Raw genomic sequence first — 19,108 nt, forward strand, 5'->3', positions numbered from 1 at the left:
CGAGGCGAGGGTGGGCAAGAAAGCGAGCTGCGCCGTCGTACTAGATTCTGCGGATAAGGCCGATTGCGCTAAGAAGCGGTGGCAACTTCCGACAGAAGCTGGAGCGAGTGCTCAAGGGATTCTTCCTTCACGAGTGGGAAAGAAACCTTCTTGAGTAGTTCTTTATCCGTCACCTTGCTCCAGTCGTAGGTCAGGGTGACTTCGGTGGTGTCGGCGTCGACGGACGTGAGTTCGTAAACCCACTCCCAGCCCTTCGGCTCTTCCTTAGGAGCAGCGGGCTGCCAGCCGACGAGCTTGTTGTCCGCGAACGCCGTGACGTGGTTTTCCATGGTGTACTCGCCACCCATGTGTTCGCCCTCCATGTTCATGGAGAAGACGTCGCCGACCTTCTGGATGCGCTCGGTGTTGAGCGCGGAACGAACGAAACCAGAACCGTCGAACTTGGGGTGGTTGGCTGGCAACGTCAAAACATTGAAGATTTCGCGAACCGGGGCCTCAATGGTGCGGCTCACGGTGAGCTTGTGCTCAGTGCTCGCTTGATGTGCGTGATGGTGGGACATTCTTGCCTCCTGAATAATCCTGAACCTGCGCTGACTCCTTAAACATAAAGGGAACCCCCCGAAAGGCGCTCCCTTTATGGTGCTCAATCAGCGCCAAGCGTAAGCCGCTCGCTGACCTCTAGCCAGGACGATGAATTCGGCCTAGTATGCCTTGCTACGCTGCTCCACTACGAGGTGAATGAGCGCAAACTTCTTGTCTTCGTCGATCGCCTTGTAAGCGGACTCGAGGGCTGCCGGGATCTCCGAGTCCTTCTCAACGCGAACGCCGAAACCACCGAACGACTGCGCCATGAGGGCGAAGTCTGGGTTCTTGAGCTGAGTGCCGGAAATGCGCTCCGGGTAATCGCGTTCCTGGTGCGTACGGATGGTGCCGTATTCGCTGTTGTCCATGACGATCACGAGCGGGGTGGCGCCGTATTGTGTAGCGGTTGCCAGCTCCTGGCCGTTCATCAGGAACTCGCCATCGCCGGCGATCGTGACAACGCGGCGACCTGGGTACTTCAAGGACGCTGCGACGGCAGATGGGATTGAGTAGCCCATGGAACCATTGCGAGCCGAAATCATCGACGCGTAAGAGTTCGTGGGGAAGTAGCGGTGAGCCCAGTTGGTGTGTTCGCCAGCGCCGAAGGTGACCATGGCGTCCTCAGGCAACTGCGGAACCATCGTGGCCATGAGGGTGTCCATCGTCGCGGGGCCGTCACCATTGTTGTTCGTGGGAAGGGCAGAGAACTTCTCCTGCTCTTCGCGCATCTTCTTGGTCCACGCCTTCCACGACTCTTTGACGGGAAGGTTGATACGCACGAGGTCGCGTATGAAGACGTCTGGTTTCGCCACGATCTGGTGGGTCACGGGGCCGGAACGGCCGCGCAAGGACGGGTCAATGGTGACGATGAAGTTCTTCTGGTCCCAGTTCTGGCGGGCCGTGAAGCCGTCGGTGATGACGTCGCCCGGAACCGTGCCCACGAAGACCAATAAGTCCGTCTCGGCGAGGAGATCGTAGGTAGGCTTCGGACGGCCGTAGCCGATCGGACCAACGTAAGAAGGGGAAGTGAAAGGAACAGTTCCTTCGCAACGCCACTCGGCGGCAGCAGGAATGTTGTGATCCTCGAGCCACTTCGTGAACTGCTGTGCGCCGCGATTGGTCCAGTCGTTGCCGCCGAAGACGAACAACGGCTTCTCAGACTCCTGCAAGGCAGACTCGAGAGCCTTCCAGTCTTCAACGGTCATGCCGCCAAGGCCAACAGGGATGACGGGGTGCAGGGTTGCATCGATTTCCTGCTTGATGATGTCTTCAGGAAGACCGATGACCACAGGGCCAGGACGGCCGGAGACGGCGGCGAACATTGCCTCAGCCACGATTTCAGAGGCGCGCTCAGCGTGATCCAAAGTCATGACGCGCTTCGCGCCGGTACCGAACCACGCCTTGGGATCGAATTCCTGGAACGCTTCGCGATCGCGGTGCTCGAAAGGAATGAGGCCCACGAACAGCACCATTGGAGTGGAGTCCTGCCAAGCGGTGTGCAGACCCACGTGCGCGTTAGCGGCGCCCGGTCCACGGGTCACCATGGCAATGCCTGGAATGGAATCCATTTTGCCATCGGCCTCGGCCATGTAGGCAGCGCCACCCTCATGGCGGCAGACCACGGTTTCAATCTCAGACTCGTAGAGTCCGTCAAGGACGTCGAGGTAGGACTCGCCTGGAACAACATAGGTCCGCTTCACGCCATGAGCGAAAAGGGAGTCAACGATGACATGCCCAGCGGACTTGCGAGCGGGGCTCGGCGTCGAGTGATCGGACAAAGTGGTGCCTTTCAACGGTGAAAAGGGGGCCGACGATGCACGCCGGCAAGAATCAATTCCATGAATTTCTTCGCCACAATGTACGACACCTCGAGCCGAAACCACTCAGCCTTCTCGAAATGTTGCGCTCACTACTCGGCCGTTGAAGCCTCTTCCTCTACGGCTTCGTCGGCAGCACCTTGAGCCTCCGAAGCAACTGGTTCTCCGGCCTTCCACGCGAACCAACCAGCGACTGCACCCAGGGCCACAAAGACGTAAGACCCGAGCGTTCCGAGCGCCGGGCTATTGGCCAAAACCATGACGACGACGCCCACCGCGCCTACTGCAATGGCGAGGAAAGACAGCGCCTTTCCATTCGCAACGCCGATGAAGCCCACCGTGATGATGGCGGCCAACACCATGTTCAGGACAATCAGCTCAGAGCCGGAGGAGAGTGCGAATCCGCTGGTCAACATGGGGCCCAAATTGAGAGCCGTAAAGATGATGACCAAGATCACAAACGTGACGACGGTCTTAACGGTGACAGTTCGCGATGGAACAGCGCGCCCGAAATGACCAAGCGTTGGGAACTTGGACCATTTCCACAGCCCAAAGATCCCCACGAGCATGGCTGGAATGGCCGAGATCAGTCCTTCGTAGCCATACAGCAGAGCGGTCATGAGTGGGCCTGCGAAGACACCAAACATGTACGCCCACCAGCCCAAGTCATTGCGGCGGCCCAAAAGCCACGCACCGAGCGCCATGAGCACGTATGCCAACGCATTCAGCAACACGATGGTCGCCGTCTGCGATCCAGCCTCCTGATTGGTGAGGGTCTGGATGATTTCGTTCACTGAGTTACTTCCAATCCATCAAGGACAAACGCGTAATCCCACGCGATGTCCTTCCATTTTTCATACCGGCCCGATGCTCCGCCGTGGCCGCCGTCCATTTCCGTCTTCAAGAAGATGGGCTGATCACCCGTGGTGACTTCGCGCAGCTTTACGACCCACTTGGCAGGCTCGACATAAAGCACGCGCGTGTCATTGAGTGAGGTCACCGCAGCGATCCGCGGGTATTCAACAGCCCGAATGTTCTCATACGGGGTATAAGACTTCATGTATGAGTAGACATCAGGGTCCGTGATGGGGTTTCCCCACTCTTCCCATTCCAGGGCGGAAAGTGGCAGCTCTGGATCCAAAATGGTGGTCAGCGCATCGACGAACGGCACTTGCGCCACCACGACTTTGTACAGTTCCGGGGCAAGGTTGACGACGGCGCCCATGAGCAATCCGCCCGCCGATCCGCCGATGGCAGCGATACGGTTCGGATCCGCCCACTTGTTTTCTACGAGCCAGCGAGTGGCGTCCACGAAGTCGGTGAAGGTGTTCTTCTTGTTGAGCTTCTTGCCGTCGTCGTACCAAGGACGACCCAGCTCGCCGCCACCGCGAATGTGAGCAATCACAAACACCACGCCGCGATCCAACAAGCTCAAACGAGGAACCGTGAACTGCGGATCCATCGACATCTCGTAGGAGCCGTAGCCGTAGACCGCCGTGGGATTGGTGCCATCGGGAATGACGTCTGCTCGGCGCAGCACAGAGAGTGGAATCTTGGCACCATCCGTCGCGGTTGCCCATTCGCGCGTTGCTACATATTTCGCTGAGTCGTAGCCGCCAGGAACAACAACCTCTTTGCGAAGCTCCAACTGGTTGTTTTCGGCATCGAAGTCGAAGACCTGTTGAGGAGTGAAGAACGAGGTGTAGCTCAAACGCACAAACGGAGACTCGAAAGGCGCGTCGGAGAACCAGACGGTGCACAGTTCTTCGTCGAAGGTTGGCTGGACTACTTCAGTGCTGAGGTCGGTGTCCTGCGCCAAAGAAGCGTCGATGCCGGAAGCGTTGAGAGCAGCGGAGATCTTCTCCAAGCTCAACACCTGGACACGCTCGGTGGTGTTCTCGCGCAAAGACAAGATCACTTGGCGGCGGTTCACGGCTGACCCGGACAGTTTCACCGTGTCCCGGTGCTTGATGAGCGTGTGCCACTGCTGGTCGGCGAAAGGCTTTTCGAACTCACTCGAAGCAACGATGGAAAGCTCGTTGTTGGGCGCCTCGTGGTTGTGCACCAGAAGGTAGTACCGCTCGTCGCCCAATTGAACCGGGTCAACACTGTGCAGGATCCGCTCATCGCGGCTGAGCAACAAGCGAGGGGTCGCAGAAGCGGACTCGAGGTCCATGACCCAGGTTTCGGCGAACTCGGAGTTCCCGGCCTGAATCACCATCTCCGTCCGGTCGGCGCTGATGTCGAAGCCTAGCCACATGCCGGGATCGTTCTCTTCGAAGATGACGGTGTCTTCGGAGACCGGAGTGCCCATGATGTGCTGGCGGATTTGGTACGGGCGCCACGTTTCATCAACCACGGTGTAGAAGGCGCGATCGTTAGCCGGGGCCAACGCAAGGTCGTAGAACGCGCCGGGGATGGCGTCGTCGTAATGGTTCAAGGTAGCCGGATCCATGAAGCGAATCGTGAATCGCTCGTCGCCCGCGTTATCTACTGAGTAGGCGAAGAGGGTGCCGTCATGGGAGAAGACCATGGCGCCGATCGAGAAGAACGGCTGGCCTTCCTTTTCCTTGTTTCCATCGAGGAGGACCACTTCGCCCTTGAGAGCGGTGTCCACTGGGATCTCGGGTGGGGTCCAATCGGCGCGCTCGTCGCCAGAATTCTGGGCTGGAACGCGGCAATAGATGGGGTACTGGCTGCCTTCGGCCGTGCGGGTGAAGTACCACCAGTCGCCGATGCGGCTGGGGACAGACTTGTCCGTTTCCTGCGTGCGGCTCTTGATCTCTTGGAAGATCGCGTCACGCGTGGGTTGCTGATGCTTGGTCAGCTGAATCATGTACTTGTTCTCAGATGCGAGATGCTGGAGAACTTCGGCGGATTCCTTGTTGCGCAACCATTCGTAGTCGTCCACGAACGTGTCGCCGTGATGCGTGCGTTCAAAGGGCTCCTTGCGGGCGACAGGAGGGGCAACTGGTGAAGTCGCCGGGGAAATCGCAGGATCAGATACTGACTCATTCATACGTTCCATTCTCAGCTAAGGGTATTTTTGAACCTAATCAACTGATGAGTGAAAGGCACTTGCCGTGACTACATCGAATCCCGCAGAGAACATCGCGGATTCTGCCAAGACGAACTACCCGGTTGTTGCCGGCTGGACTCAGCTCAACGGCCACACCTATGTCCGTTCCAGCCCAGAGTGGGGCGCTAACACGGGATTGATCGTGGGTTCAGAGAAGGCCCTGGTGATCGATACCGGTGGGGGACCGCGCCAGGCGAAGGAACTCGTGGCAGCGGTGCGCGAGATTACCGATTTGCCGCTCACCCTTGCGAACACGCACGCGCACTACGATCACCTCTTCGGCAACGCCTACTTCCGCAACCACGAAGGCGTCATGGACATCTGGGCACACCACTCGGTTGTTCGTGACCTGCTGGAAAGCGGACTCTTGCAGCGCAAGTTCGTGCGTGGCGTCGAGCCGGAGATGGAGAAGGCCGAAGGCCTCGATACCGAGATCGATTACCCCAACCGTCTGCTCGAAGAGACCCCGGTTGACCTTGATCTGGGCGGCGTTACCGCGACCCTGTTCTTCTTGGGCCGCGCGCACTCGGAAGGCGACATGCTGGTCGGCGCTGACGGTGTGCTCTTCGCCGGCGACATCGTTGAAGAAGGCGGACACCCGTCCTTCGAGGACTCCTTCCCGCATGAGTGGCAGCGTGTGCTCGGCAAGATCATCGCCATCGATGAGCTCTACCCGATCGTGGTTCCAGGCCACGGTCAGCCAGTAGACATGGACTTCGTACGCATGCAGTTCCACAAGCTGCGCCAGGGCATTCGCGTGTGTGAAGCCGCCATCCACGAGGCATCCACTGACTACACGAAGGCCATTCCGGTCCTGCCGTACGGTCCGTTGCAGTCCCGCCACTTGTTGCAGCGCCTCAAGAAAACCACGGCGCGCGCCGCATCCTCGGAGGACTGATACCTCATTACTGCTGACGTCCCCACCGAGGACCCCAAAGATTCTTGGCTCAAAAGCGCGGTCAAGATCTACACGCCTTCTTTGCTGTACTCGGTGGGGCTTGGCGCCGTCACCCCGATCGTGTCTTTGACGGCATTATCGCTTGGCGCCTCCACTGGCCTCGCAGCCGCGATGATCATGATCATTGGGCTGGGCTCGCTTTGTATGAACGTGCCTGCCGCGGTGCTCACGGCGCGGTTCGGCGAGCGCGCCACCATGATTTTCGCGGCTCTGTGGGCGGCGATCGGAATGGCGACCGCGCTGTGGTCATCCCAATTGCCAATGCTGGCCGTGGGCGTCTTCTTGGTGGGCATGGCCGGTGCGCCGTTCAACTTGGCGCGCCAGAGTTATCTCGCTGAGGTCATTGCCCCGACTCAGCGTGCGCGGGCGATGTCCACCCTGGGCGGCACTTTGCGCGTGGGCTCGCTGCTGGGGCCGTTCGCGGCGTCGGCGGCGATGATTCCGCTGGGGCTCGATGGCGCCTATTGGGTGGGCCTTGCCGCTATGGTGGTGGCGCTCATCGTGTGCTGGTGGATCCCTGAACTTCTCACTCATGAGCGAGACGTCCCACTCACCGAAACCGAGAAACCTCCGCAACTAGCGAAGCAAGTCTCGGTATGGTCCGTAGCCAAGCAGCACGCACGAGTCTTCGGGACGGTAGGCATCGGCGTCATCCTCCTCTCCGGAGTCCGGGCCGCACGCGTTGCCGTGGTGCCGCTCTGGGCGGATGCCATAGGGCTCGACGCGTCCGTCGCGGCGCTCATTTATGGCCTCTCCGGACTGATCGAAGTGCTCGTCTTCTATCCCGCAGGCAGACTCATGGACAAGCGTGGCCGCGTTTTCGTAGCAGTCCCGTGCATGGCCTTCATGGGTGTGGCCCTGTTCTTCTTGCCGTTCACGCAGGGCGTGGTGAGCCTGTCACTCGTGGCCATGTTGCTGGGATTTGGCAACGGAATTGGCTCCGGCATCGTGATGACCCTCGGCGCCGACTACGCTCCAGCCGCCGTCCGCCCGCAATTCCTCGGCACGTGGCGACTGGGCTCTGACATGGGAATCATGGCTCTGCCGCTCATCCTCTCCGGCGTCACCGCGGCCGTCAGCCTCGCCGCCGGCATCTGGGTCGTGTGCGGCGCGGCCTTCGTCGGTGCGCTGGTGCTGGGAATTTTCATCCCCCGCACGCCGCGGCAATCCTAAATTTAGATCTCGTGCGACGGCGCAGCTCGGCTAGGTGCCTGCGTTTCAGTACCGGGGCGCTCGACCATGCCGGGTGCAACTGTCGGTGCGACCACCGGGGAAGTCCAGACCGGCTGCTCTTGGTAGTCGTTGAAGAAGCTTTCCCGAGCGCGTACGTGCGCCAAGAACGAATTGAGTACGCCAAAGGTGAAGAGTGCGGTGGCGCTCATCAAGAAGATTCCAGCAAGGAACAACCACGAGTTCTTGGTCAGCAATTGGCTCGAGACGCTCGTTTGCGTGGCGAACCAGTAGATCACCGGTGCGGCGAGGGCCATGATGATTGACGGGAGCCACAACAGCGTTGGCCACAGCGCCCACGAGCCAACATGGAAGTTCGAGAGGAATCGACGGCCAGCGCCTTCCGCAAGAGGTCGCATGTTCCATTTGCGGCCAGTGGCGAGGACGGCGGCGCCACCCAAGAAGCCCCAGAACGCGCAGACGATGTAGGCGCCGATGATGTCGCTGGGGCGGTGCCAGCCGAGTGCCACCGTGGATACGCCGGTGACGAGAGAAACGAGTCCGCCCAGGAACGCCACCAACGGGCGCCAACGCGGCGCGACCACCAAGAGAATCGCAATCATTGCCGCGGTGCCAAAGGTGGTGTGGCCGGAAGGGAAAGAGTTCATCGTCGCCTCGGAGACGCCGTTGTCCGGACGATTCAGGACACTGTGCTTGAGGACTTGCGTGCTGTAGGTGGCCAGCGCCCACGTCGCGGCGGCGATCGCTGGGGCAACTACGGAGCGGCGAATGAGCCCGGCGAGGACCAGCGCTATCGCACCGAGTACCGCAGCCACCTCCGGCAAATAGCCGAGGAACTTGGTCAACGGTGCGCCGAATCGTGTGCCATCGCCGAGGTACTGTTGGGCGCCCTTGAACGCGGACTCGTCCGCGAGCTGGCCCGTTCCAGTCTGAACAAAGATCCAATACGTCATCGCGAAGAGCCCCACAGCGACGGCGCATCCGAGCACGGCAGCGACCCACCGGCGCGCAACGAGTGCCGACCTTTCGTCGATACCTCGAGCCGTCCGCGAACCATCTGTGTTGAAAAGATCGTGTGACATCTTCTTCATAGTGACAGCCTAAGCTGTGCAATTCCTTGCAAAACATGGCCTTAACGGCCTATTCGTGACGCGTCTCGCGTGAGAGATGGATAACCTGATTTCGTGAGAAACCTTCCCGCACTCGACGAGATCCTGGACAACCTCCACGTGGTCTCCCTTCCCATGAGCGTCACATTCCGTGGCGTCATGCATCGCGAAGCCGCGCTTTTCGAAGGTCCCGCAGGTTGGGGTGAGTTCTCACCGTTCCTCGAGTACGGCGCTCAAGAAGCCTCGGCCTGGCTCGCAAGCGGGATCGAAGCTGCGTGGGAAGGCTTCCCCGAGCCGTTGCGCTCGCAGGTCCCCGTCAACGCAACGGTGCCCGCGGTGCCGAGCAGCGACGTCGTACGGGTATTGGAGAAGTACGACGCTCACCACACCGTCAAAATCAAGGTCGCCGAGAAGGGGCAGTCGCTCGAGGACGACGTTGCGCGCGTCGCCGAAGTGCGGCGTCTCTTGCCGGATGCGGCCCTGCGCATTGACGCGAATGCGGCGTGGAGCGTGCCGGAGGCCTTCGAGGCGTTGCAGCGATTGAGTGATTTTGAGCTGCAGTATGCAGAGCAGCCGGTTGAGGGAATTGAGGGGCTCGCGCGCGTTCGTGAGATGTTGCGCGCCGCCGGAGATCAGACGCTCATCGCCGCCGATGAATCTGTGCGCAAAGCGACTGATCCGCTCGCAGTGGCGCGCGCCGGGGCAGCTGACCTGTTGATCATCAAGGCCGCTCCGTTGGGTGGCGTGCGGAACGCGCTGCGCGTTGTGGCGGAATCGGGCATGCCCGCGGTGGTGTCGAGCGCGCTGGATACGTCCGTGGGCCTTGCCGCTGGCGTTGCTCTGGCCGCCGCTTTGCCGGAATTGCCATATGCGTGCGGCTTGGGAACCGCGGCACTCTTCACGGACGACGTCGCAGCTCAGCCCATGCGGGCCGTTGGGGGAGCGCTCGACGTGCGAAGCGTGCGGCCAGACCCGCAACGTTTGCGAGCGCTCGCGGCAGACGCGAATACTACCGAAAGGTGGCGGGAAAGGATCCGCGCTGCTTATGAAATCTTGGTGAACAACAGCTAAAAGATTGTTCACCTGAACGCCCCCGAGATTTAAAAGAGCAGTGACAAGCTCAGTGGTGCACCACTCCAACCCACTTTCTGGAGGAATTCACCATGGGCACTCCGCTCAATCTTTTGCCAATGTTCGGCCACACCCGCGGCAACCGCTCCGCCGCGACCTGCCACTTCAAATGCGGCAACGCTTGCGCCAAAGACGTATGCAACACGTCTACCAACAACTACTTCCGTGACATCGCAGATGCCGCATTGACTCGTCGTGCGGCCCTCGGCCTCGGCGGCGTCGCTGCAGGTGCTGTTGTGGTCGGCGCTCACCTCGCCACCGCCCCTGAAGCTGCTGCAGACTTCGGCGGCAACGGACAGGGCGGCGGAAAGCTCAACTTCAAGGCCATCGCACCAGTTCCAAAGAACGTTGATGCCCTGACGGTTCCTGCCGGATACGACTCCCACGTCATCATTCGCTGGGGCGATCCAATCTTCAACGACGCACCTGAGTTCGACGCAAAGAACCAGTCTGCTGCCGCTCAGGCGAAGCAGTTCGGCTACAACAACGACTACCTGAACATCACTGCTGATCAGGGCAACTCCCGCCGCGGCATCCTCGTTGCAAACCACGAGTACACCAACGAAGAGCTCATGTTCGACGCCGAATGGGCCGCTGCAAACCCTGAAGAAGTCCGCCGCATCGCTATCGAAGCGCACGGCATGGCTGTTGTGGAAGTTCGCCGCGACAAGGCCGGTGAGCCTTGGAACTACGTCAAGAGTGGCGCTCGCAACCGTCGCATCACGGGCTCGACGCCATTCACTGTTGATGGTTACGCAGCGGGATCCGACCTTCTCAAGACCGTCGCAGACCCAACGGGCAAGCGCGTTCTTGGCACCTTGAACAACTGTGCAGGTGGCACCACGCCTTGGGGCACCGTGCTTTCCGGCGAAGAGAACTTCAACCAGTACTTCCAGGGCACTGGCTCCGCAACGGACGCACGTTACGGCATCAGCTCTGCACCATCTGAGCGCGGCTGGGAACTGACGGACCCACGTTTCTCCGCTCAGAACAAGGGCTACGAGAACGAAATCAACCGCTTCGGCTGGGTTGTTGAGATCGATCCACAGGATCCAACCTCCACGCCCGTCAAGCACACCGCATTGGGCCGCTTCAAGCACGAAGGTGCAAACATCCGCGTAGCCGAGGACGGCCGCGTTGTTGCGTACTCCGGTGACGACGAGCGCTTCGACTACGTCTACAAGTTCGTTTCCAAGAACAAGATCTCCAAGGATCGCGAAGCTAACAAGAAGCTTCTCTCCGAGGGTGACCTCTACGTTGCTCAGTTCACGGGTGATTCCCCAGCCTCTGAGATCGATGGCTCCGGCAAGCTTCCTTCCGACGGCGCCTTCGATGGCTCCGGCAAGTGGATCGCGCTGACGAAGAATGGCAAGTCTCAGGTTCCAGGCATGAGCATCGAGGAAGTCCTCGTGTACACCCGCTTGGCAGCTGACAAGATGGGCGCCACCAAGATGGACCGCCCAGAAGACGTTGAGCCAAACCCGGTCACCGGCAAGCTCTACATCGCGTTGACCAACAACACCGACCGCGGCAAGCCAGGGAAGAAGGCAGGCGCTGACGAGGCGAACCCACGCGCAGGAGCAACCAGCGCAACGGCTAACCGCGACGGCCACGTCATCGAGCTCACCGAGACCAAGAACGACGCCACCGCCGTGACGTTCAACTGGAACATCTTGTTGCTCTGTGGCGATCCGAAGAACCCTGTCTCGCAGCAGTACTTCGCTGGCTACCCAGCAGAGAAGGTTTCCCCGATCTCTTGCCCAGACAACCTCGCGTTCGACTCCAAGGGCACCTTGTGGATCTCGACCGACGGCCAGCCAGGCACCATCGGCTACTGCGACGCTTTGCACAAGGTCACGCTGACCGGTGCTGAGCGCGGCAAGGTCGAGCAGTTCCTTGCTGTTCCATTCGGCGCCGAGACCTGTGGCCCGCTCATCCACGACCGCGATAACTCCGTGTTCGTGTCTGTCCAGCACCCAGGTGAAGGCGGATCCTTCGCGGCTCCGATCTCTTACTTCCCTGACTACATCACGAACCCAGCTCAGGCGAAGAAGGGCCAGCTTTCCGGCCCACGTCCGTCCGTGGTTCAGGTGTACTCGCCAGCCGGCGCCAACAACGGCAAGGGCAACAAGTAATCGCATAACCTCCGGTTGCTAGCGGCAGCTAGCGCAGTGGTGTGACGTGTGGCGATGGTCCGAAAGGGCTGCCGCCACACGTTTTTGTTTAGGGCGCCAAATTGTTTGAGGGCACGAAAAAGCGATGTGAACGAAGGTCGTCTCCGTTCACACCGCTTTTTGCGCGTCAGTTCTTACTTCTTGCGCGGCAAGCGCGGGTGATCTTCCTGGGGATCGAAACTCCGGCTCTTGCTGTCAGGAGCAGCAGCGTTGTCGAGCGCAGCCGGGGATTCCTTGAAAATCCGGTAGCCGCGTGCGGCATCGAATCCGTGAATTTCGCGGGTATCGAGCACAGCCATGAAGTCCAGCACGTCCCGCGTAATGACCTGGCCAGGAACCAATACTGGGAATCCTGGCGGGTACGGCGTCACGAAGCCGGCCGAGACGGGCAGACCGCCTGCTGCCACACGATCTGACAATTCGTTCGGCATCACGTAATCCACTTCCGTGCGCTTTTGTCCGCGGAAGAACGCCGAACGCATGTCGCCGTCAGGCAGCGAAGGATCGTCGGTGAACTCCGTGGAGAACTCGCTGAAGTCCGGAAGCGGTGGAAGATCCTTAGGATCCACCACGGCGATTGCGTCGCGATCGACGTTTTCCTCGATGCGCTCGGCCACCTTGACCAGCACTTCAAGCAAGTAAGCGATAGCGCTTCGCGTGGTTCCGATGTTGGTCATGAACAAGACGGTATTGCGGCTGGTTTTGTTGATCTGAATGCCGTAGCGGTCCATCAAGTAGTCGTGCTTGAAGGTATCTCCGTCAATGCCGGTCCGGCTGATTTCAATGGTGATGCGGCTAGGATCCACCACAAACTCAGCGTGCTCCCACGCGTTCCACATCGCCGCGAGACCGTCGCGGTGGGGGAGCGGGCGGCCAGCGCCACGGAACTCTTGAGGAATCAGCTCGGTTGCCGTGAGCACCTTGAAGGTTCGGCGCAACAACGGGTGGCGTGCAATGGAGTGCGTCAGGCTCGTTGCGAGGTCCAACTGACGCTGAACCAGAGCGAAGCCTTCCAGCTCCACCTGACGGCGCCCAATGTCGAGCGAAGCCAAGATTTGGTAGTTCGGCGAGGTCGAGGTGTGCGTCATGTACGCCTCGTGGAACGGATCTTCAGCGTCACGCTTCCATTCGACGTCGTACACGTGAATCATCGAGCCCTGGCGTAGGGCCGTCAGCGTCTTGTGGGTGGATTGCGTCGCGTAGACGCGGATCTTGGCGTCTGGCGCCGGGATGAGACGCTCTTCGAGCCACACATCGTCAGAGACGGGCGTGCCGTCCTCATTGAAGAGTCGCTTCTGCTGCTCGTGATACGCGCTTTCGTGCTCCGAAGAGGAGAGCCGCGCTTCCAGAGATTTTGCGGCGGCCATTGCAGTACGACGGCGCGTGATCGGGTGGAACGTCGCGAAGGCGAACCACGCCTCATCCCACAAGAAGACGAGGTCTGGCTTGATGGCCAAGCACTCTTCCATGACGCGCTCTGGGTCATACACAATGCCGTCGAACGTGCAGTTGGTCAGCGTAATCATGCGGACCTCGTCGAGGCGGCCGGCCGCGCGGTACTGCAACAGCAGTTCCTTGATGCTGCTGAGCGGGACGGCTCCGTAGAACGCAAACTCATCCAGCGGGTACGCCTCTAGGTAAGCGGGCTTGGCGCCGGTGAGAACTAGGGAATGGTGATGCGACTTGTGGCAGTTGCGGTCCACCATCACGATGTCGCCGGGGCCGGTCAGTGCTTGGTGCACAATCTTGTTGGCGGTCGAGGTGCCGTTGGTGACGAAGAAGGTGTGCTTGGCGCCGTAAGCGCGCGCGGCGAGGTCTTGGGCCTTCTTCAAAGTGTGGACAGGGGCGAGGAGCGAGTCCAAGCCGCCCGAGGTCGCCGATGTTTCGGCAAGCAGCAGGTTCAGCCCGTAGAAGTCCACGAGATCCCGAATCCATTTGGACGTGACAACCGAGCCACCGCGAGCAATTGGCAACGCATGGAAAACACCGACCGGACGACGTGCGTGGTCCTGAATAGCCGTGAAGAACGGGGTGTCGTAGAGGTGGGACACACGGCGCAAGAGGGACAGATGTAGCTCAAAGCGGTCTTCGCGGCGGAACACGCGGCGGAAGCGGCGAGTCAAGAAGCGAGCGAGGTCTTCAATGTGAGCGCCGGCCATGAGGTAGAGATCCAACTCGGGACGCAATCGAGCCAACGTATCGGCAAGGCCCACCACGCGCTGGATGTGTGCCAGCTTGCTGCGAGGCGCTGTCCACGACTGGATGCTGGAGGACGCCAGCTCGATGGTCTCCAGCAAGTCCTTGCTCAGTGGCTGGCGGGTCTTGTCGCTGAAGCCTGGGCGCACCACGCACGCGAGAATGTTGGGGTTCGTGAGCACGGCCGCGATCGCGTCTTCTGCAGACGGCACAATCACGAAGTCGTAGACGAAAGCATCAGCTGCCGAACGCATGCGATGCACGTCCTTGCGCATCGTCTCCCGCTCTTCAGCGGACATCTCATCCACCACAAGAACTTCAAAGCGAGGACGCGGATCGTTGTCATCCGCAATCATGAGCCGCTCGGATTCGTCGCTGACGTCATCTGGTGATTCTGTGGACGGCTGGTCGCCACGCTGACGGGTGACCACGCGAGCAATGCGGTCCAGAGCAGCTTTGTGTTCGCCAGTTTCTAGCTGTTGACGAATGGATCGGACATACTCTTGGCCGCAGCCAGCCCAGTACAACTCAATGGTCTCAAGAGCCCGTAGCGAGCGGTGGAGCTCGGTGTCTGCCGCGTAAGCCTCTTGCGGATTAGGGCTGTGGACTAGGCGTTTGACGGCAAAGAGCAAATACTCCCAAGCATCGGATCGCATGCGCCAAGTGGTCGACGGCATCCCAGGATCTGTCTCGAGTTTCACTCTGTCGGCAGCGGTGGGGGATGCCGAAGTTGTGGTCAGGTCCTCGGTAGTTGACCGAGCTTGGTTTTGCATGGAGTGATCCTTTAGAGGAAACGAGTGTGGGGAAGTGAATCGGGAGAGAACTGAATGGGCAGCCCACTGAGAATCGCCAACGAAATCGCCATTGAATCTCCAATCCTCAGCGCTGCCGGAAAGTAGTGAAACGAACCGTATTGCCTGCAGAACAGGTTTTGGTAAAACAAGCTCTGTTGCAACGGATTTAGTAATTTGGGTTCGCCTTTGTCTAGTTTCGTCCATGATGATTCATTGTCAAGATCAATGACGGAAAGCTGAGAAAGATGAATCAGCAAGGGACTTCCGTAGGATGAAAACATGAGTCCTCAGCATCGTCAGACTTCTGTCCCCACGATGTCGTCAATGACGGCGGCCCGGCGAATCATTCGCGAAATGGTGGACGGTGGAGTGCGGCACGTCGTCATCGCGCCGGGATCGCGCAGCGCGCCGCTTGCCTACGCCATCGCTGAGTTCGAAGCTCAGCATCCGGAGCTTCTCACGAGCCATGTCCGCATCGACGAACGCTCGGCCGCATTCTTTGCGTTAGGAATTGGACTCAATACGGGACGCCCAGCAGCTGTCATCACCACGTCGGGCACTGCCGTCGGAAACCTGCTCCCCGCCGCCATGGAAGCGAACCACGCTGCGGTTCCGCTGTTGCTGCTCACAGCTGATCGCCCGGAAGAACTTCTGGGAACCGGTGCCAACCAGACCACCGTGCAAGAGAACATCTTCGGCGAACACGTCCGCTTCGCCACCTCCGTGCCAGCCGGCGAGGATCCAACGCCAGAGCTGCGCCAAGCGCTCACAGCGAGCCTCGGAGTGCTCACTCAAGAACACACGGCAAACGCCTCCGAAAGTAACCCTGTCTTCGCGCCCGAGGGCGTGACCTCCCAGAGCACTGCGCCGGGTCCAGTTCATGTCAACGTGTGCTTCCGTGACCCCCTGACGCCACTTGGTGACAGCGATGAAGACCAGCAATTAGCTCTCATTCCGGCTACAGACTTGGGCGAGGCTGAACCTGAGAACAAAGCAGGTCTCACCGGCGCAACTGACGATCGTGCAGACTCACCTAGCGAAGCGTCGCTCCAGAAAGATGAGACGGAAGAACGCCGAACCGTAGTGATCGCAGGGCATGACGCCGGCGCCATTGCCACCCACTTCGCCGAAGCCGCGGGACTGCCTCTCTTGGCCGAACCCAGTTCCAACGCTCGCTTCGGGGACAACGCCATCACGGCCTACCGCCTGCTCATCCCCGTGCTCCTCGAAAAGATCGAGCGAGTGGTGGTCTTCGGACGCCCCACCTTGAACCGAGAAATCGCCTCGCTGCTGGCCAGCGAACACATCCCATCGGCGTTGTACGTTCCAGAGCCCGTCGCCTGGTTTGCACCGGGTAAGCGCGCCGAGCGCATCGTGGAAGACATCGACGACCTCAAACTTTTCGCCGGCCACGGTCCCGCGGACTGGCTGGAGACGTGGCGCAAGGCATCAGATCGCGCGCTCGCAGTCCTCGAGCCACTCTGGGCTCACGAGGATGGGCGCATCAGCGTGCACGATGTCGCCCGCACCGTATGGAACGACGTCGAGGGCAATCTCGTCATCGGCTCCTCCAACATCATTCGTGACATGGACATGGCCGCTACAACGTCCACACTCCGCCACCGCGCCTTCGCCAACCGCGGCCTCGCGGGCATCGACGGCACCATCTCTACGGCGCTGGGCATCGCGGCGAGCAGCAGTGCCGTGAATAGTACCGGGGACAGCGCCTCTCGCACCACATTGGTCCTCGGCGACGTGACGTTCCTGCATGACGTCTCGGCGCTCGCACACGGCACGCATGAACCTGAATTGAACCTCGACATCGTGGTCCTCAACGACAACGGCGGCGGCATCTTCTCCACCCTCGAACACGGCCGCGTCGCGCAGCAAGAGCGCTGGTCCGCCGCGGTGGAGCGCTTCTTCGGCACCCCGCAAAGCGTTCAGATTGCGGACATTTCGCGCGGTTTTGGTGCGAAGTACGACGCCGCTGCTTCCGTCGCGGAGCTTGCCTCACTGCTCCAGCGGGCTCCAGAGGGCATCCGTGTGATTGAGGTCAGTGTGAGTCGAGCGGATCGACGCGAGCAGACGTCGGCGATGCGTGAAGTGGTGGAAGCCGAGTTCTCGGGAATGACCACGCCACCTGCCCAGAGCTAGCCTCAAAGCAAAAACACAGGCCCTGCTTACAGCCAGCACACATGAGTTGGTCAGAGTAGAACCATGACGAACACAGCTCCAGACTCCGGCCAGCCACACCCCGACCACGACCGCGGACTCGAATTCGACCTCAAGACCATGCTTTCGCGCCGCAAGGCCATGGGCTTTGGGCTCGCAGGTGTAGCAACAGCCGCTCTTGCCGCGTGTGCGCCCTCGACGACCGCGAACAGCGCCGCTACCTCATCCTCCAGCACAGCGTCGGCCAGCGACGCGGCGCAAGCTGCGGCGTCGTCGTCGTCGTCCTCAAGTAGTTCCGCAAGCACGTCCGCAAGTGCCAGCGGCACCACCCGCGCCATCGCGGAATGCGGCGTCGAGACGCCTGACGAAACCGAGGGGCCGTACCCGGCCGATGGCTCTAACGGGCCGAACGTGCTCGAGGAGTCGGGAATTGTACGTGAAGACATCCGCGGCAGCTTCGGCGGAGGAGATGCGGGAGTCCAGGAGGGCGTTCCGCTCACGCTGACGCTCACCATTCTGGACAACGCGAACGGTTGCACGCCGTACAAGGGAGCGGCGGTTTACGCGTGGCACTGCAACAAAGACGGCAAATACTCGATGTATGACGCCGGCTTCCAGGATGACAACTTCCTGCGCGGTGTCCAAGAGGCGGACGAGAACGGCCAAGTCACGTTCACCACGATCTTCCCCGGCGCCTACAAGGGCCGCTGGCCGCACATTCACTTCGAAGTGTTCGATTCGCTCAACAACGTGGGCTCCACGGGGCAGATTCTCAAGGTCTCGCAGGTAGCGATGACTGACGCCTCCTGCCGGGCGGTCTATGAGACCAGCGGCTACGAATCCAGCGCCCAGAACTTCCCGAGCACCACCTTGAAGTCTGACAACGTCTTCGGCGACGACGGTGGCGTATACCAATTAGCCGCGACTTCCGGCGATCCGACGAGCGGCTACCAGGCCTCGCTCAACGTGACGCTCTAGCGGAAGTCGACTCTAAGTAGCGGTCTCAAAGTAGCCGCCCCAAAGTAGCCCACGAATAGGGATCCGCCGCCTCAAAAAATGCTGAGGCGGCGGATCCCTTTGTTTCACGATTCGTGGTTCACGAATCGGGGGAGTGGGTTATTACTCCTCGATGCGCACGTGAGTTGGATCGAGCACGCGCTTCAGGAAGTCCTGCGTACGCGGCTGCTGTGGGTTGCCGATGACCTGCTCGGCCGGACCCTGCTCCACCACAACGCCCTGATCCATGAAGACCACGCGGTCGGCGGCTTCGCGAGCGAACGCCATTTCGTGGGTCACCACCAGCATGGTCATGCCGGCCTGAGCGAGGCGGCGCATAATTGCCAACACATCGCCCACGGTTTCAGGGTCAAGAGCGGACGTAGGCTCGTCGAAGAGCATCAGCTCAGGGTCCATGGTGAGCGCACGAGCAATAGCCACGCGCTGCTGCTGTCCACCGGACAATTGATCCGGGTAGCGGTGTCCAAAGGTTCCCAAGCCAACGGCCTCGAGGTTGCGAAGAGCCTTCTGCTTGGTCTCTTCAGCGTTCTTCTTGAGGACCTTGACCGGAGCGATGGTGCAGTTTTCCAACACCGTGAGGTGTGGGAAGAGGTTGAACTGCTGGAACACCATGCCCACTTTTTGGCGCATCTTGTCGATGTCGACGTCTGCACCGGTGGTCTCGAAGCCACCCACCTCGATCGTGCCGCCATTGGCAGTTTCGAGGCGGTTGACGCAGCGAAGCACGGTGGACTTGCCGGAACCGGAAGGACCGATCAAGCAGACAACCTCGCCAGGCTGAACTTCAAGGTTGATGCCCTTGAGCACTTCGTTGCTGCCGTAGCTCTTGCGAAGGTCCTTGATGGAAACGCCGGCGGCCTTGAATTCTGGAACATTAGGGGTAGACAT

Annotated in this window: 14 protein-coding genes; 6 read left to right on the forward strand and 8 right to left on the reverse strand. The window is 60.3% G+C overall.

Annotated features, from left to right (window positions below):
• Positions 1–68: 68 nt before the first annotated feature.
• The 4 genes from BKA12_RS00165 to BKA12_RS00180 form a co-directional block, all read right to left on the reverse strand.
• Positions 69–560 (reverse strand): SRPBCC family protein, encoded by a 492-nt coding sequence (locus BKA12_RS00165; protein ID WP_183639732.1) that lies wholly within the window; start codon positions 558–560, stop codon positions 69–71.
• 141 nt (positions 561–701) lie between these two features.
• Positions 702–2,360, reverse strand: a complete 1,659-nt coding sequence (locus BKA12_RS00170; RefSeq protein ID WP_183639734.1) for a thiamine pyrophosphate-dependent enzyme — start codon at positions 2,358–2,360, stop codon at positions 702–704.
• A gap of 131 nt (positions 2,361–2,491) precedes the next feature.
• Positions 2,492–3,193, reverse strand: a complete 702-nt coding sequence (locus BKA12_RS00175) for a nicotinamide mononucleotide transporter (protein WP_183639736.1) — start codon at positions 3,191–3,193, stop codon at positions 2,492–2,494.
• Positions 3,190–5,418: a S9 family peptidase gene (locus BKA12_RS00180; RefSeq protein WP_183639738.1), complete on the reverse strand. Its 2,229-nt coding sequence runs from the start codon at positions 5,416–5,418 to the stop codon at positions 3,190–3,192. Before BKA12_RS00180 ends, BKA12_RS00175 begins: the two co-directional genes overlap by 4 nt.
• Before the next feature lie 64 nt (positions 5,419–5,482).
• On the opposite strand from BKA12_RS00180, the gene BKA12_RS00185 reads away from it, so the two are divergent.
• Together BKA12_RS00185 and BKA12_RS00190 are read left to right on the forward strand one after the other, a co-directional pair.
• Positions 5,483–6,376, forward strand: a complete 894-nt coding sequence (locus BKA12_RS00185) for an MBL fold metallo-hydrolase (RefSeq protein WP_183639740.1) — start codon at positions 5,483–5,485, stop codon at positions 6,374–6,376.
• Positions 6,377–6,457: 81 nt separating this feature from the next.
• Positions 6,458–7,609 carry an MFS transporter gene (locus BKA12_RS00190; protein ID WP_221228025.1) on the forward strand — a complete coding sequence of 384 codons (1,152 nt, stop codon included), beginning with the start codon at positions 6,458–6,460 and terminating at the stop codon, positions 7,607–7,609.
• Positions 7,610–7,611: 2 nt separating this feature from the next.
• Here the strand turns inward: BKA12_RS00190 and BKA12_RS00195 are convergent, their stop codons facing one another.
• A complete protein-coding gene (locus tag BKA12_RS00195; RefSeq protein ID WP_183639741.1) occupies positions 7,612–8,718 on the reverse strand; it encodes a phosphatase PAP2 family protein in 1,107 nt (368 codons plus the stop codon).
• A 93-nt stretch (positions 8,719–8,811) separates the two neighbouring features.
• Here BKA12_RS00195 and BKA12_RS00200 point away from each other — a divergent pair, with 93 nt between their 5' ends.
• The gene (locus BKA12_RS00200; RefSeq protein WP_183639743.1) at positions 8,812–9,807 is read left to right on the forward strand and encodes an o-succinylbenzoate synthase; all 996 of its coding nucleotides are present in this window, start codon (positions 8,812–8,814) and stop codon (positions 9,805–9,807) included.
• A gap of 92 nt (positions 9,808–9,899) precedes the next feature.
• On the forward strand, positions 9,900–12,002 hold the full coding sequence (locus BKA12_RS00205; RefSeq protein WP_183639745.1) for a PhoX family protein: 2,103 nt from the start codon (positions 9,900–9,902) through the stop codon (positions 12,000–12,002).
• Between the two features lie 173 nt (positions 12,003–12,175).
• Here BKA12_RS00205 and BKA12_RS00210 read toward each other — a convergent pair whose 3' ends face one another.
• Together BKA12_RS00210 and BKA12_RS00215 are read right to left on the reverse strand one after the other, a co-directional pair.
• Complete coding sequence (locus BKA12_RS00210) at positions 12,176–15,010, reverse strand: aminotransferase class I/II-fold pyridoxal phosphate-dependent enzyme (RefSeq protein WP_183639747.1); 2,835 nt, start codon at positions 15,008–15,010, stop codon at positions 12,176–12,178.
• A gap of 11 nt (positions 15,011–15,021) precedes the next feature.
• Entirely contained in the window at positions 15,022–15,312 is a 291-nt protein-coding gene (locus BKA12_RS00215) for a hypothetical protein (RefSeq protein WP_183639749.1), read from the reverse strand.
• Between BKA12_RS00215 and menD the strand changes: the two genes are divergently transcribed.
• Both menD and BKA12_RS00225 read left to right on the forward strand, forming a co-directional pair.
• Complete coding sequence (gene menD, locus BKA12_RS00220) at positions 15,311–17,185, forward strand: 2-succinyl-5-enolpyruvyl-6-hydroxy-3-cyclohexene-1-carboxylic-acid synthase (RefSeq protein ID WP_183639751.1); 1,875 nt, start codon at positions 15,311–15,313, stop codon at positions 17,183–17,185. The two genes, BKA12_RS00215 and menD, sit on opposite strands and share 2 nt — an antisense overlap.
• 63 nt (positions 17,186–17,248) lie before the next feature.
• Entirely contained in the window at positions 17,249–18,181 is a 933-nt protein-coding gene (locus BKA12_RS00225; protein WP_183639753.1) for a dioxygenase family protein, read from the forward strand.
• 141 nt (positions 18,182–18,322) lie between these two features.
• On the opposite strand, the gene BKA12_RS00230 is transcribed toward BKA12_RS00225, so the two are convergent.
• On the reverse strand, positions 18,323–19,108 hold the full coding sequence (locus BKA12_RS00230) for an amino acid ABC transporter ATP-binding protein (RefSeq protein WP_183639755.1): 786 nt from the start codon (positions 19,106–19,108) through the stop codon (positions 18,323–18,325).

It is taken from the genome of Neomicrococcus lactis (assembly GCF_014200305.1).
GTDB lineage: Bacteria > Actinomycetota > Actinomycetes > Actinomycetales > Micrococcaceae > Neomicrococcus > Neomicrococcus lactis.